This is a genomic window from Rhodobacter capsulatus SB 1003 (assembly GCF_000021865.1).
Taxonomy (GTDB): domain Bacteria; phylum Pseudomonadota; class Alphaproteobacteria; order Rhodobacterales; family Rhodobacteraceae; genus Rhodobacter; species Rhodobacter capsulatus_B.
In genome coordinates this window covers 1,517,501-1,539,060 of record NC_014034.1, presented here as the reverse complement: position 1 = coordinate 1,539,060, position 21,560 = coordinate 1,517,501, and the positions used below count along the sequence as shown (strand labels likewise).

Sequence of the window (21,560 nt, the reverse complement as noted above, 5' to 3'; positions counted from 1 at the left end):
CTGTCAATTCGGGGCCAGCGCGGCCCGGGCCGGCAGGGCCTGGCGCAGCGCCACAAGGGCGGCGCCAGAGGCCGCAAGGGTGCAAAGGACAAGGAAGGGCACGAGGCCGAGCCGCGCGGCCAGCGTGCCCGCAACCGACATCGCCAGGATGCTGACCACCATGTCGCAAGAGGACAGCCAGGCCGCCTGCGTCACCGCATGATCGCCGCGGCTCGATTGCAGGCAGAGCGCGCGATAGGGCACGTAATAGATGTAGCCCGCCAGCATCGTCACCGCGGTCAGCGCGACGGCAAAGCCGCGGCCCCAGATCAGCCCGTGCAGCGCCGCCGCGACGCCAAGGCACAGCGCCAGCAGCATCGTGACCAGCGACAGGCTTTTCCAGCCGCCGATCCGCGCGACGATGGCGCCGCCGATCACAGCGCCCGCCAGGCCAAGCCCGTTCGCCGCCACCGCGCTGAACAGGCCGATCTCGCCGATCTGCAGACCCGCATCGACCTGCAGGACCGGCAGATAGCCCGAGACGAGCCCGATGGCGCCATGGGCCAGAAGCGACACGAGGACAAGCCGCGGCAGGGCCGGGTCCTGCCAGACCGCGCGCCACAGGCTGCGCAGCGGCAGCCGCGGCCGCGGCGGCGTGGCGGGATCGGCGCGCTCTGCCGGGGCCTGAGGCGGCAGGATCGCCACCGCCAGTGCGGGCGCAAGCGTCATCGCCGCCAAAAGCCAGACCGCCTGGCGCCAATCGCCGCCGATCCAGCCCAGCCAGGAGGCGACCCCCACCAGAATGCCCCCGAGCGCCATGCCCGACGCGCCCCAGCCGGGCACCGCCGCGCGGCCCTTTTCGCCAAGGGTTGCCAGAACATAGCCGTCAAGCGTGGTCATGCCGCTGGCCAGCACCAGAAACAGGACCGCCGCCACCGCCATGATCGGGCCGGGCTGGCGTGCCGGATCAAGCGGCAGCAACGCCAGCACCCCCGCCGCCGCCAGAACCGACAGGGCCAGCGTCGCACGGCGCCAGGCCTGCGCCCGCCCGCCCAACGCCCGGGCAATCGCAAAGGCCCAGACCCCGCGCAGCACATAGGGCAGATAGACCAGCGCCAGCGCGCTGACGAGCTCCGCCGAATGGCCCGAAGCGCGCAGCATCGGCGGAAAGACATAGTAGAAAAACGACATCGGCACCGAGGAGGCCAGCATGAAGGCAAAGACCCCCGTCAGGATGCGCCAGTGCCCCGCGTTTTCGTCCGGCATCGCGGCGCTCATCTGAGCCGCCATCCCGCGGCTTTCTCCTGCGCCGCCCAAAGCCTGCCATAAAGCCCGCCCGCCGCCAGCAGCGCCTCGTGCCGCCCGCGCGCCACGATCCGGCCGCCCTCCATCACGATGATCTCGTCGGCCTCGGTCACCGTGCGCAGCCGATGCGCGATGACGATCACCGTGCGGTCGGTTTCCAGCGCCGCAATCGCGCGCTGAATCGCCGCCTCGCTCAGCGGGTCCATCGCCGAGGTCGCCTCGTCCAGCACGATCACCGGCGCGTCCTTCAGAAGCGCCCGCGCAATCGCCACCCGCTGCCGCTCGCCGCCCGAAAGCGTCCGCCCGGTGTCGCCCAGCACGGTGTCAAGCCCCGCCGGCAGCGCCGCCACCAGATCGCGCAGCTGCGCCGCCTCGATCACCCGGGCCAGCCGGTCGGGATCGGCCCCCGGATCGCCCAGCAGCAGATTGGCCCGCAACGTGTCGCGAAACAGATGCACGTCTTGCGACACGAGCGAAACCAGCGCCTGCACCGCCGCCGGATCGGCCTCGGACAGATCGACCCCGCCCAGCCGGATCTGCCCGCCGCTCAGGTCGTGAAACCGCAAGAGCAGCGCGACCAGCGTCGATTTCCCCGCGCCGCTTGGCCCGACGATGGCGGTGACCCGGCCCTGCCGCGCGGCAAAGGAAATGTCGCGCACGGCATCGGGCTTGTCGGGGGCATGGCGGAACCGCACCGCCTGAAAGTCGATGTCGAGATCGGGGCGGAAATCATGCCGCGTGCCGCCCAGTTCGGGCACCGCCAGAAAGGCGCCGATATTGACCCGCGCCCGCTCGCCCAGCTCCAGCGGCAGCACGATCTTGAGCACGCCGGTGTAAAAGGTGGTCGCCGCCGCAAGCGTCAGGAACAGCGCCGGGATCACCGCAGCCGGGTCGGGCGCCTGCCCCGTCCGCGCCGAGGCCGCGACGAACAGGATGGCCAGCGGCGCGGCAAAGGCGATCATCGCCGCCCCGGCCTGTTGCAGCGGCACCAGTTTCGGCGCCATCGCCAGCGTCGTGTCATGCAGCGCCTCGACGGCGGCGCGGAATTGCGCCTGCGCCGTGCCGGTGCGGCCAAAGGCGCGAAAGACCGCAATGCCATCGGCATATTCGCCGATCCGCAAGGTCGCCTCGCCGATCATCTCGTTGCGGGCGCGCAGGAAGCGGGTCAGGATCGGCCCGGCGACGAACAGCGCCGCGACGCCCCCGCCCAGCGCCAGCACGATGGCAAGCCCCGCCGCGGGCGCAAACCAGAGCGCCGCCGCCAGCAGCAGCGCCGTCGCAATAAGCGCATTGAGGAAACGGTTGAGATAAAAGGTCGAGGTCTCGTTCAGCCAGCGGCCATCCTCGGCGATCAGCGTGGCCAGCTGCGCCGGGGCCCAGCGCCCCGCCAAAGCGCCCAAAGGCACGCGGCGCATATGGGTGACGATGCGGTTGCGCACCGCCTCGGCGGCATGGTTGCCCGCGCCATAGCCCAGCTTCCAGGCGCGCTGGATCACCCGGATGCGCAGCAGCACCGCCAGCAGACAGGCCGCGGCATGGGGGGCGATCTCGGCCACACTCGCCGGACCCTCGGCCAGACGCATCAGCCCCAACCCCACCGCCAGGGGCGGCACCGCGGCCAGAAGCCCCTCGAGCCCGGCGAGCAGGATCGAGACCAGATATTGCCCGCGCATCGGCGGCAGATAGGACCAGATGAACCGCATCAGTTTCATTGTGCCGCCTCCAGGGCCGGATTTGCGGGGATGGGGGGGGCGCCTGTGGCATGGCGGAAGCTGCGCGTCGCCTCTTGCGCCTGCCACATCCGGGCGAACAGCCCGCCCGCCGCCAGCAGCGCCGCATGGCTGCCGCGCTCGACGATCCGGCCGGTTTCAAGCACCAGGATCTCGTCGACATGAACGATGGTGTGCAGCCGATGCGCGATGACAACGACGGTGCGCCCGCGCGCCAGATCGGCCACCGCATCTTGGATCAGCGCCTCGTTTTCGGGATCGGCAAAGGCCGTCGCCTCGTCAAGGATCAGGATCGGCGCATCCTTCAGGATCGCCCGCGCAATCGAGATCCGCTGCCGCTCGCCGCCCGAAAGGCCGAAGCCGCGTTCGCCCAGAACCGTGTCATAGCCCTGCGGCAGGGCGGTGATGAAATCATGCGCCCGCGCCACCCGGGCCGCCGCCTCGATCTCGGCCTGCGTCGCGCCAACCCGGCCCAGCGCGATATTCTCGGCCACGGTGCCGCTGAACAGGAAGACATCCTGAAACACATAGGCCAGATGGCGGTGCAGCGCCTCGGGGTCGATCGCGCACAGATCCTGCCCGCCGATGCGGATGGTGCCCGCGGCGGGGTCCTGAAACCGGCCGATCAGCCGCGCGACGGTGGATTTGCCGGACCCCGAGGGCCCCACCAGCGCCAGACAGCGCCCGGCGGGCAGATCGAAGCTGATGTCGGAAATCACCTCGCGCGGGCCATAGGAAAAGCTGACGTGATCGAAGCGGATCGCGGCCTTGGCGATCATCGGGGTGCCGGTGGCGGGGGGCAGTTCGGCGACGTTGCGCAGGGCGTCAAGCCGTTCCAGCAGCTCATGCTGGCGAAACAGCCGGTGGCTGATGCCCTGGATCGCCGCGAACAGATCGCCAAAGCCGTAGGCCACGGCCAGAAAGGCGGCGAAGACCGCCAGATCGACCCATCCCGCCGCCGCCATCACCAGCCCGACCGAGCCGAGCAACATCAGATGGCTGGTCAAGAGCACCTGCGCCGCCGTGCCCGGAATGATCGCGCGATCAAGCCAGGCATCCGACATCTGCCGCATCTCGGCAAAGACCGCCCCGGCGCGGCGGCTGGCCTGCGCATCCTGGTTGAAGGCGCGCACGGTGGCGATGCCATCGGCCATTTCCGCCGCCACCGTGGCCATGCGCGACTGGATCTCCAGATAATCGCGCGTCGGCCCCTCGGCATCCTTCATCATCCGGCCCATCATCCACAGCCCGACCAGCATCGGCGCGATCATCAGCAGCGAAAGCCGCCAGTCGATCGCCAGCATCAGCCCCAGCGTCAGCAAGGGCGCGATCACCGCCGCGCTGACCTCGGGCACCAGATGCGCCATGCCGTCTTCGAGCACCTCGATCTCGTCCACCAGCGTATTGCGGATCTCGCCCTTGGAACGCGCGTCGGTGAAGCCCAAAGGCACCCGGGCCAGCTTCTGCGCGAGCTCGAAGCGCAATTCGCGCTGCGTCGCAAAGGCGATGCGATGCGACAGATAGGTGGAGAGGCCAAAGAGCGCCTTTTCCGCCACCACCCCCGCAAGCCCGGCCAGCCCCGCCAGCGCCACGAAACCCCAATCGACCTGCGGCGCGAAAAACGCCATCAGCACCGCCGCCGTCGCCAGATAGGGGCTGAGCGAGAACAGCGCCGCCAGCGTGCCGCTGACCACCGAAAGCGCCAGCAAGCCGCGGCGGCGCCGCATCAACCCGATCAGCCGCCCCGCCACCGGCCAGAGCTTCACCCCCGCCTCGTCCGTTCCTGTCGCTGCCACGATCCGCCTCCGATTATTCCGAGTGTTTTTATTAGGATTATGCCTCCCCCCGCTCAACCGCGCCGGGTTGTGATTTGCGAAACAAAACTTGTGCGCCGCGGGCGGCTGCGACATGTTGCGCAATCCGACAAAAACAATCGGCCAATGCGGAGCAGATCTGTATCCTGCGGGCGTGGCAACGGTCGGAGACAGGCGATGACACGGGCAAGCGGGCTGCAGGCGGCGCTGATCGAGGCGATCGAGGATGAATACAGGGCGCGGGCCAGCTATGCGGCGGTTCTGGCGCGGTTCGGCCCGGTGCAGCCCTTTGCCACTATCGTGCAGGCCGAGGGACGGCATGTGGCGGCGCTGGCGGGTCTGTTGCGCCAGCACGGCTTTGCGGTGCCGCCAGATCGGTTCGCCGGTCGGATTGCGGCCCCCGAAAGCCTGATCGCGGCCTGTGAAGGCGGAGTCGCCGCCGAAATCGCCAATGCCGCGATGTATGACCGTTTGAGCCGGACGGTCAAGGATCCGGCCGCGCTGCTGATCTTTGCCCGGCTGCGTGCGGCCTCGGCGCTCAATCACCTGCCCGCGTTCCGGGCCTGTCTGGCACGGGCCGGATCGGGGGCCGGATCGGGGGCGGCGCCCCGCCCTGCCGCAAGCCCCGCGTCGGGAGCCAGCCCGCTGGTCTGGGCGATCGGCCTTGCGGCCGCGGCGGTTCTGGTCCGGGCGTTGCCGCGCAAGAGCGGCTGAGCCGGTCCCGGCCACCCGCAAAAGGCCGATAGTCCCCCCGGGGGCCGGATCACTTCGTCAGGATCAGCTTGCCATTGCGGGTGATGCGCAGGGTATAGGTGACGCCGTCCAGCACGATCCGCACAAGGCTTCCCCCCTCGGTCAGCGCCCGCGCGTCGTGCAACGGCGGCGCGATGTCGGGGACTTGCGCCGCGTCCGGGCCCTGCCCGCCGAAATCGCTGCCGACACCGCTTCCAAGCGCAAGTTTCGGCCGTCCCTCGTCATTGCACATGTGCGATTCTCCTTGCGCGCCGGGGAGGCGCACCGCGCGGGATCGCAGGGGGCCTTGCGGGGACGAAACCGCCGTTGGGGCCTGCCGATCGGGGGGCAAACCGCCCCTGTAAACTGTCGAGTGTTTCTATCGGAATTCGAGAGCGAAGAAAAGCGACGGTTCGATCAGGAGGTTGCGGCACGGCGTCACCGGGACGGAAACCCAAGCAAAACCCTTGCCCGGCCAATCCGCATGAAAACGATCAAGTATTTGATTTCATTTAATGTTCACTTGATTTTCGCGATCGCCGGGTCTATCAAAAACCTAGGCGCCGCGGTTGGGCGACGCCCGGTTTGAACAGAGGAGACATGTCATGTCTGCCACTTGCGCCAAATGCGCTTTCTTCGAAGATCATGTCGCGAACGGTGAAAAAGAACTGGCCGATGCCGGTCTGTGCCGCTTCAACCCGCCCGTCACCCAGATTGCCCCCGACGCCCGCGGCCTGTGGCCGGTGGTGAAGGAATCCGACTGGTGCGGGCACTTCGAAGAAGAAAACGCCTGATCCGACTTCGCAAGCCAGGTCCGCTTTCCGCCAGCCACCACGGCAAGCCACAAAGCACCCCAGCCAGCTTTGATCGGGACCACGTCAAAAGGGCAGCGCAGGGCGCTGCCCTTTCTGCATTCCGGCCCCGCGTTCCGCTTTGCCGCTCAGTCGAAATGGGCCACCAGACGGCGCACCGCATTGAGGTAAGCGGTGACCTCGTTGCCCTCGCACAGCAGCGTGGCCACCGCCTCGGCCTGCGTCGCGTGCCCGGCGTGGCTCAGCCGCGCCACCTGCAAAAACAGCGCCTCGTGCCGGGTCGGACGGGGCTGCGATCCGTCCACCCGCCCAAAGCCGAAAGGCGAATGCCGCGTCACACGCAGCCGCGACAGAACCTGCGCCAGATCGGCAAAGACGATCGCCCCCCGCGTCTCGCCCCAGCGCGCCTGCGCCCGGTCGAGCGCAAGACACCAGCCGTCGCGTTCCGGCGCGCGGTAACTGTCGATCATCAACCGCAGCACGGCCAGAACATCATCTTGCCAGGGCGCGGCCGGGGCCGGGGCGGCGCGGGCATCGGTCGCGGGCGACAGGGGCAGGTCTTTCATGGGCAGGTCTTTCATGGGGGGGGCCTTTCCGGGGCAAGCGATCATGCAGGCAGGACAAGGCCGAAATCGGCCGCGATCAGCGACAGCCAGCCCTTGAGCCGCTCGGGCGTCAGCGCCGCCTGATTGTCCTGATCCAGGGCAAGGCCCAGGAATTCGCCCTCCACCACGGCGAGCGAGTCTTCGAACCCATACCCCTTGGCAGGCCAGCGCCCGACCAGCTTCGCCCCCCGATCCGAGAAGAATTCATGCAGGAAGAACAAGGCATTGACGAATTCCAGCGGATAGGTGACCTGATCGCCCAGCCCGAACAGCGCGATCGTCTTGCCGCTGAAATCCTGATCGGCGATCCTGGGCAGGAATTCCTCCCAGCTTTCCGAGGCGGCATTGGCGCTCAGCCCCGGCAATTGTCCGTCGCCCAGCGTCGGCGTGCCAAGGATCAGAAAGTCATAAGCCATGAAATCGGCCACATCAGCGCGGTTGACGTTGAGCGGCTTGGCCATCACCTCATCGTCGAACATGTCCTTGATCTGCTTGGCAATCTTGCGCGTGGTTCCGGTGTCCGATCCGAAGAAGAGTCCGATCTTCGCCATGATGTCCCCTTTTGGCTGACGGGCCTGATGCCCCCGCAGTTGCTTCGCAAGCTTCGTGCCAGGCTTTGCGCGCGGTTTCGAAGCCCATTGTCGGGCAAAATTGTCAGGAATCTAACAAAAGAAAAGTGAATTACTCAACAATGTCGGAGTCGAGATGGCGACGCCGGTGGGCGTTGTTGCAGAACACTGTCTTCGAAGGATTCACATCGCGAATCCATGCGGTTAGACGGGATGCATGAGCGAGCCTGCACCCGCGCGCTACCGCACGACGACCTGGTCCAGCTGGTGAGCCATTGCGGCGCCATTGGTTCGAGCCCAATGGCGAAGCCCCTGAGTGATCTGCAACCCTTCTAGCAGCGCGTCCGTGCCCGTGCCGGGGTCAAGGATGTCCGGATCCACGACCTGCGCCACACCTTCGCATCCACAGCCGTAGCGTCAGGTCAGGGCCTGCCGATGATCGGCAAGCTCCTCGGCCACATGCAGGTTCAGACCACGGCGCGATACGCCCATCTCGCGGCCGAACCGGTGCGGATGGCCGTGATCGAGATTGCGGGCACGCTGGTGCATCGCGGCGCCTGGATCGGGCAATCCTCGGGGCTGACCTCCTACGAGGGGATCGCGGCGCAGCTGCAGGCGGCCGTCGCCGATCCGGCCATCCGCGGCATTGCCCTCGATATCGACAGCTTCGGTGGCGAGGTCGCCGGGGCCTTTGATATGGCGGATCGGATCCGGGCAGCACGGGCGCAGAAGCCGGTCCAAGCCTTCGTCGCCGATCACGCCCTCTCGGCCGCCTATGCGCTGGCCTCCCAGGCCGGCCGGATCATCCTGCCCCGCACCGGGGCCGTCGGCAGCATCGGCGTTGTGGCCATGCACAGCGACATGAGCGGGGCGCTCGATCAGAAGGGCATCGCCGTCACGCTGATCCACGCAGGCGCCCGCAAGGTTGACGCGAACCCATACCAGCCGCTGCCTGAGACCATCCGTGCCCGCATCGCGGGCGAGTTGGAGGACCTCCGCCAGCTCTTCGCCGAAACCGTCGCCGAAGGTCGTGGCCGCCGCCTCGACACAAGCCGGGCGCTGGACACCGAGGCCGCCGTGTTCCGCGGGGAGGCCGCGGTCTTCGCCGGTCTCGCCGACGAGGTGGCCGATCCGGTCACCGCCTTTTGCGCTTTCGCCGCCGCACCCCGCGGCACAGCCACCCTCAAATCCACTCCCAAAGGAAAGGGCCCGATGATGACCACTGCCTCCGAAGATGATGCGCAGCCTTCTGCCAGCACCCCGCCGGAACCGGCCTCGCCCGCGGCGATCGCACCGCCGCAAACCACGGCGGCCGTCATGTCGTGCAAGGCAAGGTCCGCGAGGTGCTGCGCGCCATCGAGGACAACCTTCTGGGCGAGGCGATGACTTCGGTCCATGCCCTCGTCAGCCGCGAGTTCTTCGACGAGCTGATCGCGCACCCCAAGACCGAGGAGGCCTACAAGTTCTACCCCGCGACCGGCGCCCAGCCGCTGCGCGAGGATGTGCGGCGCAACTTCCCCTTCGGCGGCATCCTCTTCGAGGAATATTCTGGCAACGTCACCCTCTCGACCAAGGCGACCGAACGGCTGGTTCCGGCGAACGAGGGGATCGCCTTCCCCTTGGGCACGATGGACACCTTCACCACCTATGGCGGCCCCGCGAACCTCCTGGAGACCGCGAACACCATCGGCCTGCCGCTTTATGCCCGCCAGCATCTCGACGAAAAGGGCCGCTGGATCGACGTGATGACCGAGGCCTCGATCCTGCCGGTGAACAAGCGGCCCCGCCTCGCCGTCCGGATCCACAGCTCGAACTGAGGTCGCCATGCCCAGCCTGACCCGGCAGATCACACGGCCCTGCTTTGTCGAGTATCGAGTTGGATGCCGGGGAAGTTGTACTCGCTTATTTCGCGGCAGTCCCCGGTAAAGTGTATTTTTCTCGACGCCGCGCTTCTTACGAGTTGCAATGCAGTATTACGCTCCTAGATTTGAGTTATCGCAACAATTGGAGAAAATCATGCCCGCCCATGAACGACTGAGAATTCAAGAATTAATCGCAAGAAAAACCCCCAAGGAACTCGTTAATATTTACAAAGAATTTCTTGCATCAGGACGAATAGATCTTGCACGTTATCTAATGCGATCCGCTCACAAAGCAAATAAAATATAATTGAAATATATTTTAAAAATCTGAAATCTACGCGGGTTTTATCTCATGCACCGCACTGACCATCGCTTCGGGCACCACGGCGGGCGCGGTCGTCGAACTTCTGTCAAAAGACAGCTTCACCATCCCGTTTCGCGCCATGGCCGGGGTGGTGAACACGCGTCATGCGAACAACCACCAGATCCTTGAAGCCGTCTCGGTCGATCCGCTCACCGGCCTGCCCGATGGCAAGCACTGCTTTGGCATCGACATCGGCGGCGCGGCCAGCACCACCGCCACGCTGATGCGATACTTCAGCCAGAACGGCGGTCTGACGCCGCTTGAAAGTGCCACGGTAACGATCCTCACCACCGCGAGCGCCAGCATTCTGGAGATCGAGCCCTTCTCGGACGAGGCCTATGTGCATTCCCGTGCGCTCGATGCGACCTCGGGGCGGGCCAATTCCTATGTCCGCCACCAGCAGATCCCCGACCCTTCGGCGCTTTACAAGCTGCGGCTGCGCAGCCTGAACCATGCCGCCTGGAAGGCGGTGACCGGGGCGGTTGCGGGCACGGGCGGGGTGATCCGGCTTACCGTCACCGCGCATGGGCTTGCGACCGGCAACCTCGTCTGGGTCGAATATCTGAACGGGGTAACGAATGCCGGGGCGGAGCTGCGCGGCAACGTTACCGTGACGGTGATCGACGCGAACCAGATCGAGCTGCAGGGCACGATCTTCGGTGGATCCTACATCGCAGGCTCGGGCCGGGTTGCGCTCGCCGCCGCGCCGACCGCGGTCAGCCTGCAGATGTCCTTCATCAACTGCCAAGACTATGCCGAGCTTACCGCGGAAATCACCGCCGGGCGCGGCCAGATCGTCGAGGGACAGGCGATTGCCGCGCGCACGGTCGCGGGCTCGGTGGTGACGGCCACGGCGGTCGGCCCCGTCGCCCATGACGGCGCGCGCGGTTCGACCGCACCGGTGATCGTCGCCGCCCGCGCGGTGACGGCGGCCTATGCGAGCGTCGCCAGCGGCGATGTGGCCGATCTGATCACCACGGTGCAGGGCGTGCAGGTGGTGCGTCCCTGGCAGATCCCCGAGCTGGAATGGAGCTCGGCCGCCGCGGCGGGCGGGATCACCAACACCAGCGATATGGTTCTGGGCGCTGCGGCCGGGGCCGGGCTGCGGCGGTTCGTGACCGCGCTGCAGCTGAAGAATGCGGGGACGGTGGCGACAGAGGTGGTGCTGAAAGATGGCTCCACCGTGATCTGGCGCGGGCATCTTGGCGCTTCGATGACGCTTTCGGAAAGCCACCAGTTCGCCGATCCGCTGCGCACGACGGCCAACACGGCGCTGAACGTCGCCTGCATCACCACCGGGGCGCAGGTCTATGTGAATGCGCAGGGCTTCATCGCGCCATGACGGTCTTTGCCGCGGCCCTCGATCGGCTCTTCGAGCACCCTGCCCTTGCGGCACCGGCGCTCTGGATCTCGGCCACGAGCGCCGAAGAGCGCCAGATCAGGGTCATCGCCCGTGCGCCCGACCGGGTGACCGACTTCGGCGCTGGGCGGTTTGTCAGCGACACGACCGTGGTGGACGTGCGGGTGAGCGACCTGCCCGCGCCGCGGCCCGGCGATCTGATCTTGCTCGGCGCCGAACGGTTCGTGATCCAGGGCGAGCCGCTGCGCGACCGCGAGCGGCTGATCTGGACGCTGGACCTGCGGCCGGAGGGGACCCGATGAAGCTGAAACTCAACTTCCGCCCCGATCTGGTCGCGCTGATGCAGGAGGAAATCCGCGCGGGCGAAAAGGCCGTCACCACCGCGATGCACGCGGCAGGCGCCCGCCTGAAATCCGCTTGGAGCGGGCAGATCGTGCATTCGGGGCTCGGCACAAGGCTTGGCAATTCGATTCGGCTCGCGACCTATCCGAAGGGCAGCGAGAGCCTGAACGCGGCGGCGCTCGTATGGTCGAACGCCCCGGTGATCATCGGCGCGCATGACACGGGGCCGCTGATCCGCTCAAAAGACGGCTTCTGGCTCGCGATCCCCACTCCGGCCGCAGGCAAGTCCACCCGCGGCGGACGGATTACCCCCGGCGAATGGGAACGCCGCACCGGGTTGAGGTTGCGGTTCATCTATCGCCGCCGCGGCCCGAGCCTGTTGGTGGCCGAGGGTCGGTTGAACAGCAAGGGCCGCGCTGTGGCGTCGCGCGCAAAGACAGGCCGCGGGCTGACCACCATGCCGATCTTCCTCCTCGTGCCGCAGGTCAGGCTCCGCAAGCGGCTGGATCTGGCGCGGGAGGCCGAGCGGGTGATGGGAACGTTTCCTGCGCTGGTGGTCGCGAACGGGAGCGATGTGTAAGGTATTCTATTGCTATCCTTTTCAACGCATTACGCCTGTAGCCGCAAGATCAGCCGCGCAAACCTCTGTGTGTATCTGATTCAGTCGTTGCAGCAATTGAAGCGTATTCGGGCGTTTCGTTGGATCGCTTTGGAATATCCAGCCAAATAGTTCATTGAGTAGCTCACTTGCAGCACCTATCACGGGCCGAACGTCCAACTCGATTTCTTCCTTTATGTTGCTGACAGGGGGCTTTTGTGGATTAAAACCAGTTACACAGCGATAGAGCACTAGCCCCAACTGGTAAACGTCGCTTGCTGGACTCAGTGCAATATTCTTACCTCTCGCAATCTCAACCAGTTCAGGTGTTCTGTAGAAGTATGGCATGGCAGCATAGGCGTTAAACTCCTCAGTCATCTCGTCATGCTCGCCCAAGAGAACCTTTGCGAGCCCCAAATCGCCCAGCTTTGCAGAGTGACCGTCGACCAAAATATTGGCAGGCTTAATATCTCGATGAACTATTGGCTGCGGCTGAGCATGAAGATAATTTACCGCTGAGGCGATGTTGTAGACATACCTCACCGCTTCAAGTCTGGAAATCTGAGGCGCACCACCACGCCCAATCATAGACTCCAAATTACGCGGCACATAGTCGATTACGGCAAAGGGATATTCGCGATCCCCGGACACATAAGTGCCCTCGTCATAGACTTTTAAGAGTGCCGGATGATTTAGAGAGCGATAATGGCGAATTTCACCTAGAAATCGAGAGCGTCGCTTCTCATCGCTAATTTTGTGGAAGACCTTCAGGGCGAACTGTATTCCTTGGTTTGCGCCGGAAGTGCATGTAACTAGGAACGCCGTGCCATTTCCACCTTTTCCTAGAAACTTTTGATTGCGGTAGAAATTCCCTCCCTCCGCCTTAACAGATTGAAGGTGCTTTAGATGAAAGTGATCAAAAAGCGGTGCATCTGCTCCTGCAACAATTAGATCCATTTCGAACGTGTGCTCCTAGACTAATGAACGCATGCCGCATTTCTCAGATAGTTCTGGTTAACAGGCAAGACACAATTTTTACGGGTACATGCTCTGTGGCCCGTCGAGACGTACATATGGTGAACTGTAGATGCCCACCACCCGCGAACTCATCCTCACCGCGCTGCACGCGCGGCTCTCGCCGCTTGCCGCCCTCACCCTGCGCGACGAGGTTTTGCCCGAACGGATCCCTGCGGCCGGGCTGGTCATCCTGCGCGATGGTACACCCGGGGAGCCCGAGGTGACGCTCTCGCCGCTACGCTTTCACTACCAGCACCGGGCCGAGCTGGAGGTCGTCGTACAGGCGAGCCCCGGCCGGGCCAGCGCCTTCGACGACCTGATCGCCGCCATCGGCACCACGCTGGCCGCCGACCGGACGCTCGGTGGCCTGTGCGACTGGGTCGAACCCGAGGCCCCGAGTCCAGTCGATTTGCCGGTCGAGGGTGCGGCCAGTCTGAAGGCGGCGGTGATCCCGGTCGTCTTGCACTACACCACGGCCGATCCGCTCGGCTGACCCCCTTAAGCACAGGAGACTACGATGGCACGAGCCCATGGGGCGCGGGCGCAGATGGCGCTTGCGTTCGAATCCGTCTATGGCACCGCCCCCGCCACCGGCTTTCGCACGGTGCCTTTCGCCAGCACTTCGCTTGGCTCCGAACAGCCGCTGCTTGCCTCGGAGTTGCTGGGCCAGGGACGCGACCCGGTGGCACCGATCAAGGATGCCCTCACCGCCGATGGCGATGTCGTGGTGCCGATCGATGTCGAGAACTTCGGTCTCTGGCTGAAGGGCACCTTCGGGGCGCCGACCACCACCGGCACAACGCCCAAAACCCACACGTTTCAGTCGGGCAACTGGACCCTGCCCTCGATGGCGATCGAAGTGGCGATGCCCGAAGTGCCGCGCTACGCGATGTACACCGGCTGCATGGTCGATCAGCTGAGCTGGCAGATGAGCCGCTCCGGGCTGCTCACCGCCACCGCCCGGCTGATCGCGCAGGGCGAGGCCATCGACACGGTCACGGCCGCGGGCACGCCGACCACGCTCGCGCTGCAGCGGTTTGGCCATTTCAACGGCGCGGTGAAGCGCAACGGGGCGGCGCTTGGCAATGTCGTCTCGGCCGAGGTCACCTATGCCAACGGTCTCGACCGGATCGAGACGATCCGCAATGACGGCAAGATCGAGGTGCGCTTTGCCGACAGCACGCTGGTGACCCAGGCCATCGACGGCACGCCTTGCGAGCTTGAATTCGCCTGGAGCCTTGGTGCAAACGCGAGTTTCACCTTCACCGCCCATGCCGTCTATCTGCCGCGGCCGCGCATCGAGATCCCGGGCCCGCAGGGCATTCAGGCGAGTTTCGACTGGCAGGCGGCGAAAGCGATCAGCCCGGCCCGCATGTGCACCGCCACCCTTGTGAACACTGTCACGGGATACTGACCATGATCCGTCTAAACCTCTCAAGCCAGCCCGAATGGCTGGACCTTGCCCCGGGCCTGCGGCTGAAGCTTGCACCACTCACGACCGCGCTGATGGTGGCCGCTCGCGCCGATCCTGACCTTGCCGCGCTGCCCGAGGGCGCCGCGCAGGAAGAGCTGGCGCTGGCCATGGCGAAAGCCGTGGCGCGTCTGGCCATTCTCGACTGGGAGGGGGTAGGCGACGAAGCTGGCACTCCGATGCCGGTGACGCCCGAGGGCATCGACGCGCTTCTCGACATCTGGCCGGTGTTCGAGGCGTTTCAGACCCGCTACGTTGCCCGAGGCCTGATGCTGGATGCGGAAAAAACGCCTCTGCGCCCTCGCCGACTGGTCCTTCGGTGGGGGCGAAGACTATTGCGCCGCCTGCCAAGGCCCCTGCCCCGACTGCCCCGCAAGACTGAACCGGCCGCAGACGGTCGAGGGCGCACAGGTCTGGGATCTGGTGCAACGCCTTGGCGGGCAGCTGCGCCTGGTCCCCGGCGCGGTGCTCGGCTGGGACATGGGCGCGGCGCTCACGCTCGCACAAGCGCTGGGCGTGAACAGGCTCATGGCCGCCGAAACCCTGCCCGAGATCGAGGCGGTGATGGTGCGCAGGCTCAACGAACAGATGGAAACCTATCGCGATGGCTGAAAAACGCGTTTCCGTCCGCCTTGTGGCGGAGGGCGGGCGCCAGGTGCGTGCCGAACTGGAAGGGATCGGCGAGGCCGGAGCCCGTGGCTTCGGGCGGCTTTCGTCGGAGATGGAGCTGGCCAACACGCGGCTCGCGGGCTTCGCGCGCAGGGCCGGGGTGGCGCTCGCGGCGGTGACGGCTGCGGCCGCGGCGGCGGGCGTGGCAATGGTGCGCTCGGGACTTGAGACGATCGGCGCGCAGGCGGATCTGGCCGCGTCGCTCAAGACCACGGTCGAGAGCCTGCAGGTGCTGACCTGGGCGGGCGAGCTTGCCGGGGTTTCGATGGGCGAGATCGAGCAGGCGACGAAAAAGCTGACGACGCGGCTTTCCGAAGCGGCGGCGGGATCGGGAACGGCGGTCGGCGCGCTGGCGCGGCTGCACCTGACGGCGACCGCGTTGCAGGCGCTACCGCTCGATCAACGCATCATTGCTATCCAGGGCGCACTGACCCGCTTCGTGCCGGAGGCCGAGCGCGCGGCGGTGGCCTCGGACCTCTTTGGCGATCGGGCGGCGATTGCCTTTCTGCGGATCGACAGCGCGACGCTGCGCGATGCCGCAAAGGACGTGCGCGATTTCGGGGTGGCGGTGAGCGCGGCCGATGCGGCGCAGATCGAGCGCACCGGCGATGCGCTGGATCGGCTGAGCCTGATCTGGCTTGGCCTGACGAACCGCTTGACGGCCGCGTTCGCCCCCGCGCTTGAGACCGTGGCGAACGCGCTGGCCGATGCCGCGCGCGCAAGCGGCCCGCTCGGACGCGCCATCGACCTCGTCTTCGACAACCTCGGGCGGCTCACCACCTATGCAGCGACCTTCGCCGCCTTCCTGGGCGCGCGCTGGGTCGCGGGCCTTGCCGCAGCGGCGCTTTCCGTGCGCGGCCTTGCCACCGCGCTCGTCGTCCTGCGCGGGGCGCTGATCCGCACCGGCATCGGGGCACTGATCGTCGGCGCGGGCGAGCTCGTCTATCAGTTCTCCGAATTCGCGGCCCGGGTTGGGGGCGTGGGCGAGGCGTTCCGGCTGCTTGCAGATCTAGCGCGCGAGGTCTGGTCGCGCATCGGCCTCGCGCTCGACGCGGCGCTCGCCCGGATGGCGGCAGGCTGGCAGGGGTTGAAGGCCGACAGCCTCATGGCGCTAGACGGGGTGATTTCCGGCGTCGTCAGCTTTGGCGACCGCACGGCGGCGGTGTTTCAAGGCGCTTATGACGCGGCGGTGGCGATCTGGGGCAAGCTGCCGGGCGCGATCGGCGATTTTGCGTTTCAGGCGGCGAACGGGCTGATCTCGGGCGTCGAGGCGATGCTGAACGGCGTCGTCAGCCGCATCAACCGCTTCATCACCGCGCTGAACGCTGCCCTGGACCTGCTGCCCGACTGGGCGGTGGGCGATGGCGGGGTGAAGATCGGCACGCTCGATCCGGTGGAATTGGGGCGCATCGGCAATCCGTTCGAGGGCGCGGCTTCCGCCGCGGGCACGGCGGCCGCCGATGCCTTCTCGGCGGCGCTCGGGCGGAGTTACATTGAACCGCCCGATCTCGGCCTCGGCACCATGGCCGATGAGGCCCGCACCCGCGCCGAGGCCTATCGCGAAGCCTCGGGCATGCTTTCTGACGCGGCCGGGCGCCCGCTTGCCTCCTGGCAGGCGCTCAAGGATGCCGTGACACGCACCGGCACCGATGCGGAAACGGCTCTGACCGGAGCAACCGGTGCCGCTGGCGGGCTGACCTCCGGCCTCGACGAGACCGCCGAGGCAGCGCGGGGCGCGGGCGGGGCCGCGCGCGCGGCAGGCGCTGCCGCCGCAGAAGGGGCGGAGCGCGCGGTGCCGCTCTGGCGTGCCGCGAGTGATGCGCTCGCCGACTATGCCGCCAAGGCGCGCGACATCGGCGGCGATATCGGCAACGCCCTCGTCGGCGCCTTCTCCTCGGCCGAGGAGGCAGTGGGCAGCTTCGTGAAGACCGGCAAGCTCGATTTCCGGGATCTGGTCACCTCGATGATCGCCGATCTCACCAAACTCGCAGCGCGGCGCTTTATTCTGGGCCCCCTCGCCAATGTGCACTCCGGTGCGCTGGGCGGTGCGGGCGGGATCTTCGCCAACATCCTGCACGCGGGCGGCACCGTCGGCGCCGCGGGCCCGGGCCGGATGGTTCCGGCGCTGGCCTTCGCCAATGCCCCTCGGATGCATTCCGGCGGCTGGGCCGGTCTGCGTCCCGACGAAGTGCCCGCGATCTTGCAGCGCGGAGAACGGGTGCTCTCGAAGCGCGAGGCGGCGGCGACCGGCAGCGCCACCGCACCAACCGTCAAGGTCACGATCATGGCGCGCGACGCGGAGAGCTTCCGCCAATCGCGCACGCAGGTCGCCGCCGATATCGCCCGGGCCGTCTCGCTTGGGCGACGGGGCATGTGAGGATCAACCATGGCCTTTCACGACGTCCGGTTTCCGGACAACATCAGCCGCGGGGCGCGGGGTGGCCCGGAACGGCGCACCCAGATCGTCGAACTGGCCTCGGGCGCTGAGGAACGTAATGCCAGCTGGGCCAACTCGCGCCGCCGATATGACGTCGCCTATGGCATTCGCCGTGCCGATGATCTGGCGGCGGTCGTGGCCTTCTTCGAAGCGCGGAACGGCCGTCTTTACGGCTTTCGCTTCAAGGACTGGGCCGATTTCAAATCCTGCCTGCCCTCGCAAATCCCGGGCCCGGCCGATCAGCTGATCGGCACCGGCGACGGTAGCACGACGCAGTTTCAGCTGACGAAGCGCTACACCTCCGGCGCGCAAAGCTGGACCCGGATCATCGCCAAGCCCGTCGCCGGGACCGTCACCATCGCCTTGAACGGGGTGCCGCAGCCTTCCGGCTGGTCGGTCTCGCCCGCCACCGGCCTTGTCACCTTCGCCACTGCCCCCGCCGCAGGCGCTACCCTCACCGCGGGCTTCGACTTCGACGTCCCCGTCCGCTTCGACACCGACACGCTCGACATCACCCTCGATCTCGAGCGGCTCGGCTCGATCCCCTCCATCCCCCTCACGGAGATCCGGCCATGAATGACGACACGAGCTTTGTCGGCGCCGCGCTGCGCGATCTGCTCACCTCGACGGCGGTGATCCTCGCCGCCTGGGGAGCGCTCGGCGGCGCCACGAACGCGCTCACCACGCGCATGCGACTGCGCGATGCGCTGCGCCATATCCTTCTGGGCGGGCTGATTGCCGCGGGCATGGGAAGTCTCTCGATGGCGCTCATCACCGCCTGGCTTGCTCTGCCGCCCGAGGCGATCCCGGCCGGGGGCGCAGCAGGCTCGGCCGCCTATCTCGTCGGCGTCTTTGGACCCGCGTTCATCGAGGTCGCCCTCGCCCGGCTGCGGGCGCGGAAGGGAGACGACGCCGATGCATGAGCTTCTCCGCCGCGCCCGCACGATCCGCTGTGATGCCGCCGATCCGGGCCAGGCCTTCCGCCACCGCCTGCGCATCGGCGTGATCATCGCTGCGCTGATTTTCCTCGTCTCCACATTCGGGTGATCCCATGCACATGACCAACCGGGGGCTTCTGGCCCTCGCCCGGCACGAGGGCATCGTGCCCGGGCCCTATCTTGACGTCCGCAAGATCTGGACCTTCGGCATCGGCCACACCGCCGCGGCGGGCCCGCCCGACCCCGCACAGATGCCGCGCGGTCTGCCTGCGGATGTCACCGCCGCGATCCGAGACGCCTTCCGCCTTTTCCGCACCGACATCACAACCTACGAGGCCGCGGTCTCGCGCGCGGTGCAGGTACCGCTTGCCCCACACGAATTCGATGCGCTGGTCAGCTTCCACTACAACACCGGCGGCATCGCCAAGGCGGCCCTCACCCGCCATTTGAATGCAGGCAACCGCCGCGCTGCGGCCGATGCCTTCATGGGCTGGCTGCGCCCCGCCGGGATCCGGCCCCGGCGCGAGGCCGAACGCGATCTCTTCCGCGACGGCCGCTATCCCACCGGCGCGCTCACCGTCTGGCCGGTCGATCGCAACGGCCGGGTGGATTTCGCCCGCCCGCTGCGGCGGCTGAGCGAGGCGGACACCCTCGCGCTGCTCTCTCAGCCCAACACACTCTGAACCCTTCCCCTTCTGACCCAAGGAGACATTGTCATGCGTTACCTTCGCCCCAAATCCCTGACCTGGTGGGCGGGCTGTCTCGCCCTCGCCACCGGCACCGGCGCGCTCTTCCTGCCAGATCAGGGCCAACTTGCCGCTCTGGCCCGCCTCGTCGCCCCGCTCTCGGGCTCGGGCGACGCCGCGCCGATGACGTTGCTAGCAAGACCCGTCGCTGCCTGCAGGTGCCCGCTTATGCGTGCTGTTGCGGTTTTTCTTGGGTGGTGTTGATGTGGCGTTGATGTAGGTGGGAACGCCAAAAGCCCGACGGTTTGCGTCAAGTTATAAGTATCTATTGTTTAACAAGATTTTTGGTTGCGGGGGCAGGATTTGAACCTGCGGCCTTCAGGTTATGAGCCTGACGAGCTACCGGGCTGCTCCACCCCGCGTTTGTCCCGAGGGCTGATTTGCGATCGGGGTATTGGTATCGTTATGAGAGAACGTTGGTTTCTTTCTAGGTTTGGCGGTGACCTACTCTCCCACGTCTTGAGACGCAGTACCATCGGCGTGTTGGCCCTTAACGGCCGAGTTCGGGATGGGATCGGGTGTTTAGCCAACGCTATGACCACCAAACCGAGGAAGAAGCCATGTCCAAGTCTGAGTACATTGAGAAGCGCTGCTGCCGCGGATGCGGCCACCGGCATTGCGCCGGCGCGGAGCGTTCTGTTTCTAACCAATGTGTATACTTGCTTTTGGTCCTGAGCCTTGCTGCTACTGGATCAAATCAAGCCAATCGGGCAATTAGTACCGGTCAACTGAATGCATTGCTGCACTTACATCTCCGGCCTATCGACGTGGTGGTCTTCCACGGCCCTCAAGGGATACCTTGTTTTGAGGGGGGCTTCACGCTTAGATGCCTTCAGCGTTTATCCTGTCCGTTCATAGCTACCCAGCACTACCGTTGGCACGATAACTGGTCCACCAGTGGAACGTTCACCCCGGTCCTCTCGTACTAGGGGCAACTCCTCTCAAGTATCCTACACCCACGGCAGATAGGGACCGAACTGTCTCACGACGTTCTAAACCCAGCTCACGTACCTCTTTAAATGGCGAACAGCCATACCCTTGGGACCTGCTCCAGCCCCAGGATGAGATGAGCCGACATCGAGGTGCCAAACGATGCCGTCGATATGGACTCTTGGGCATCATCAGCCTGTTATCCCCAGAGTACCTTTTATCCGTTGAGCGATGGCCCTCCCACTTGGGACCACCGGATCACTATGACCGACTTTCGTCTCTGCTCGACTTGTCAGTCTTGCAGTCAGGCAGGCTTTTGCCATTGCACTCAACGACCGATTTCCGACCGGTCTGAGCCTACCTTCGCGCGCCTCCGTTACGATTTGGGAGGCGACCGCCCCAGTCAAACTCCCCACCATGCAGGGTCCCGGATCCGGATGACGGACCGCGGTTAGACATCAAGAGTGCGAAGGGTGGTATCTCAAGGGAGCCTCCACCGCGACTGGCGTCACGGCTTCAAAGGCTACCACCTATCCTGCACATCACAATCCTGATGCCAGTGCAAAGCTGGAGTAAAGGTTCATGGGGTCTTTCCGTCTAACCGCGGGTAGTGTGCATCTTGACACACAGTTCAATTTCGCTGAGTCCACGTTTGAGACAGCGGGGAGATCGTTACGCCATTCGTGCAGGTCGGAACTTACCCGACAAGGAATTTCGCTACCTTAGGACCGTTATAGTTACGGCCGCCGTTTACTGGGGCTTCAATTCGGAGCTTGCACCCCTCCTTTTAACCTTCCAGCACCGGGCAGGCGTCAGACCCTATACGTCGCCTTACGGCTTCGCAGAGCCCTGTGTTTTAAGTAAACAGTCGCCACCCCCTAGTTTGTGCCCCCCACCGATAGTTGCCTATCAATGGGGCCTCCTTCTCGCGAACTTACGGAGGCATTTTGCCGAGTTCCTTAAACGTGGTTCTCTCAAGCGCCTTGGTATACTCTACCTGTCCACCTGTGTCGGTTTAGGGTACGGTCATATGGAGGGCTATTTCCAGGGACACCGCAGCTGCCAGACCAATCCGATAAGGTCTGACAACAGTAAGCATCCGTCACATCCTCCTGGCCCAGGAATATTAACCTGGTTCCCATCGACTACGCCTTTCGGCCTCGCCTTAGGGGCCGGCTTACCCTGCTCAGATTAGCTTTAAGCAGGAACCCTTGGACTTTCGGCGAGAGGGTCTCTCACCCTCTTTGTCGCTACTCATGTCAACATTCTCGCTTCTGATC

The 21,560-nt window shown here is 65.7% G+C and carries 21 protein-coding genes, 1 tRNA gene, 2 rRNA genes and 3 pseudogenes (1 of these 27 cut by a window edge); 17 read left to right on the top strand and 10 right to left on the bottom strand.

All coding sequences use genetic code 11. The features are described 5' to 3' along the window. Positions 1 to 3: 3 nt before the first annotated feature. Genes RCAP_RS07075 through RCAP_RS07065 form a run of 3 tightly spaced genes read right to left on the bottom strand, consistent with a single transcriptional unit; the run spans position 4 to position 4,810 of the window. Complete coding sequence (locus RCAP_RS07075; protein ID WP_157850509.1) at positions 4 to 1,257, bottom strand: MFS transporter; 1,254 nt, start codon at positions 1,255 to 1,257, stop codon at positions 4 to 6. After that, positions 1,254 to 2,996, bottom strand: coding sequence for an ABC transporter ATP-binding protein (locus RCAP_RS18420; protein ID WP_013067151.1), 1,743 nt, complete (start codon positions 2,994 to 2,996; stop codon positions 1,254 to 1,256). Before RCAP_RS18420 ends, RCAP_RS07075 begins: the two co-directional genes overlap by 4 nt. Next, on the bottom strand, positions 2,993 to 4,810 hold the full coding sequence (locus tag RCAP_RS07065) for an ABC transporter ATP-binding protein (RefSeq protein ID WP_013067150.1): 1,818 nt from the start codon (positions 4,808 to 4,810) through the stop codon (positions 2,993 to 2,995). Before RCAP_RS07065 ends, RCAP_RS18420 begins: the two co-directional genes overlap by 4 nt. A gap of 195 nt (positions 4,811 to 5,005) precedes the next feature. Between RCAP_RS07065 and RCAP_RS07060 the strand changes: the two genes are divergently transcribed. After that, positions 5,006 to 5,542, top strand: a complete 537-nt coding sequence (locus RCAP_RS07060; protein WP_013067149.1) for a ferritin-like domain-containing protein — start codon at positions 5,006 to 5,008, stop codon at positions 5,540 to 5,542. 49 nt (positions 5,543 to 5,591) lie between these two features. Here RCAP_RS07060 and RCAP_RS19880 read toward each other — a convergent pair whose 3' ends face one another. After that, positions 5,592 to 5,717: a hemin uptake protein HemP gene (locus RCAP_RS19880; RefSeq protein WP_238530249.1), complete on the bottom strand. Its 126-nt coding sequence runs from the start codon at positions 5,715 to 5,717 to the stop codon at positions 5,592 to 5,594. 448 nt (positions 5,718 to 6,165) lie between these two features. Between RCAP_RS19880 and RCAP_RS07050 the strand changes: the two genes are divergently transcribed. After that, the gene (locus RCAP_RS07050) at positions 6,166 to 6,354 is read left to right on the top strand and encodes a hypothetical protein (protein ID WP_013067147.1); all 189 of its coding nucleotides are present in this window, start codon (positions 6,166 to 6,168) and stop codon (positions 6,352 to 6,354) included. Positions 6,355 to 6,500: 146 nt separating this feature from the next. On the opposite strand, the gene RCAP_RS07045 is transcribed toward RCAP_RS07050, so the two are convergent. Next, the gene (locus RCAP_RS07045) at positions 6,501 to 6,938 is read right to left on the bottom strand and encodes a hypothetical protein (protein ID WP_131618301.1); all 438 of its coding nucleotides are present in this window, start codon (positions 6,936 to 6,938) and stop codon (positions 6,501 to 6,503) included. A 41-nt stretch (positions 6,939 to 6,979) separates the two neighbouring features. After that, positions 6,980 to 7,528, bottom strand: coding sequence for a flavodoxin (locus RCAP_RS07040; protein ID WP_013067145.1), 549 nt, complete (start codon positions 7,526 to 7,528; stop codon positions 6,980 to 6,982). Positions 7,529 to 7,852: 324 nt separating this feature from the next. On the opposite strand from RCAP_RS07040, the pseudogene RCAP_RS19795 reads away from it, so the two are divergent. The 6 genes and pseudogenes from RCAP_RS19795 to RCAP_RS07015 all read left to right on the top strand — a co-directional run. Then, a pseudogene (locus tag RCAP_RS19795) lies at positions 7,853 to 8,089 on the top strand (tyrosine-type recombinase/integrase); the annotation flags it as partial. Positions 8,090 to 8,242: 153 nt separating this feature from the next. Next, positions 8,243 to 8,932 (top strand): S49 family peptidase, encoded by a 690-nt coding sequence (locus RCAP_RS07035; RefSeq protein WP_373995830.1) that lies wholly within the window; start codon positions 8,243 to 8,245, stop codon positions 8,930 to 8,932. After that, positions 8,869 to 9,363, top strand: a pseudogene (locus tag RCAP_RS07030) (major capsid protein); the annotation flags it as partial. The gene RCAP_RS07035 and the pseudogene RCAP_RS07030, both read left to right, overlap by 64 nt. A 488-nt stretch (positions 9,364 to 9,851) precedes the next feature. Next, a complete protein-coding gene (locus RCAP_RS07025) occupies positions 9,852 to 11,114 on the top strand; it encodes a hypothetical protein (RefSeq protein ID WP_013067142.1) in 1,263 nt (420 codons plus the stop codon). Beyond that, positions 11,111 to 11,434 carry a head-tail joining protein gene (locus RCAP_RS07020; RefSeq protein WP_013067141.1) on the top strand — a complete coding sequence of 108 codons (324 nt, stop codon included), beginning with the start codon at positions 11,111 to 11,113 and terminating at the stop codon, positions 11,432 to 11,434. Before RCAP_RS07025 ends, RCAP_RS07020 begins: the two co-directional genes overlap by 4 nt. Next, on the top strand, positions 11,431 to 12,054 hold the full coding sequence (locus tag RCAP_RS07015) for a DUF6441 family protein (RefSeq protein WP_013067140.1): 624 nt from the start codon (positions 11,431 to 11,433) through the stop codon (positions 12,052 to 12,054). The genes RCAP_RS07020 and RCAP_RS07015 overlap by 4 nt, the downstream gene beginning before the upstream one ends. 21 nt (positions 12,055 to 12,075) lie before the next feature. On the opposite strand, the gene RCAP_RS18900 is transcribed toward RCAP_RS07015, so the two are convergent. Continuing rightward, complete coding sequence (locus tag RCAP_RS18900; RefSeq protein ID WP_013067139.1) at positions 12,076 to 13,029, bottom strand: serine/threonine-protein kinase; 954 nt, start codon at positions 13,027 to 13,029, stop codon at positions 12,076 to 12,078. 130 nt (positions 13,030 to 13,159) lie between these two features. Between RCAP_RS18900 and RCAP_RS07010 the strand changes: the two genes are divergently transcribed. The 9 genes and pseudogenes from RCAP_RS07010 to RCAP_RS18410 all read left to right on the top strand — a co-directional run bounded on the left by RCAP_RS07010 (position 13,160) and on the right by RCAP_RS18410 (position 19,287). Beyond that, complete coding sequence (locus RCAP_RS07010; protein ID WP_013067138.1) at positions 13,160 to 13,582, top strand: hypothetical protein; 423 nt, start codon at positions 13,160 to 13,162, stop codon at positions 13,580 to 13,582. 24 nt (positions 13,583 to 13,606) lie between these two features. Next, positions 13,607 to 14,503, top strand: coding sequence for a phage tail tube protein (locus tag RCAP_RS07005; protein ID WP_013067137.1), 897 nt, complete (start codon positions 13,607 to 13,609; stop codon positions 14,501 to 14,503). Between the two features lie 2 nt (positions 14,504 to 14,505). Then, positions 14,506 to 14,942 (top strand): annotated as a pseudogene (locus RCAP_RS19875) (hypothetical protein). Positions 14,943 to 14,983: 41 nt separating this feature from the next. After that, positions 14,984 to 15,172, top strand: a complete 189-nt coding sequence (locus RCAP_RS18890) for a DUF7697 family protein (protein ID WP_023911281.1) — start codon at positions 14,984 to 14,986, stop codon at positions 15,170 to 15,172. Continuing rightward, the gene (locus tag RCAP_RS06995; protein ID WP_013067135.1) at positions 15,165 to 17,606 is read left to right on the top strand and encodes a phage tail tape measure C-terminal domain-containing protein; all 2,442 of its coding nucleotides are present in this window, start codon (positions 15,165 to 15,167) and stop codon (positions 17,604 to 17,606) included. The genes RCAP_RS18890 and RCAP_RS06995 overlap by 8 nt, the downstream gene beginning before the upstream one ends. 9 nt (positions 17,607 to 17,615) lie before the next feature. Beyond that, on the top strand, positions 17,616 to 18,242 hold the full coding sequence (locus tag RCAP_RS06990; protein WP_013067134.1) for a DUF2460 domain-containing protein: 627 nt from the start codon (positions 17,616 to 17,618) through the stop codon (positions 18,240 to 18,242). Next, positions 18,239 to 18,589: a hypothetical protein gene (locus tag RCAP_RS06985; RefSeq protein ID WP_013067133.1), complete on the top strand. Its 351-nt coding sequence runs from the start codon at positions 18,239 to 18,241 to the stop codon at positions 18,587 to 18,589. The genes RCAP_RS06990 and RCAP_RS06985 overlap by 4 nt, the downstream gene beginning before the upstream one ends. After that, positions 18,582 to 18,713 carry a hypothetical protein gene (locus tag RCAP_RS20035; protein ID WP_013067132.1) on the top strand — a complete coding sequence of 44 codons (132 nt, stop codon included), beginning with the start codon at positions 18,582 to 18,584 and terminating at the stop codon, positions 18,711 to 18,713. Before RCAP_RS06985 ends, RCAP_RS20035 begins: the two co-directional genes overlap by 8 nt. A 4-nt stretch (positions 18,714 to 18,717) precedes the next feature. Beyond that, entirely contained in the window at positions 18,718 to 19,287 is a 570-nt protein-coding gene (locus RCAP_RS18410) for a lysozyme (RefSeq protein ID WP_013067131.1), read from the top strand. Between the two features lie 348 nt (positions 19,288 to 19,635). On the opposite strand, the gene RCAP_RS06975 is transcribed toward RCAP_RS18410, so the two are convergent. From RCAP_RS06975 to RCAP_RS06965, 3 genes are all read right to left on the bottom strand, one after another. Beyond that, positions 19,636 to 19,712 (bottom strand) — tRNA-Met (locus tag RCAP_RS06975). 69 nt (positions 19,713 to 19,781) lie between these two features. Continuing rightward, positions 19,782 to 19,896: ribosomal RNA gene (gene rrf / locus RCAP_RS06970) — 5S ribosomal RNA — on the bottom strand. 147 nt (positions 19,897 to 20,043) lie between these two features. Continuing rightward, a 23S ribosomal RNA gene (locus RCAP_RS06965) occupies positions 20,044 to 21,560 on the bottom strand (it continues 1,318 nt past the right edge of the window).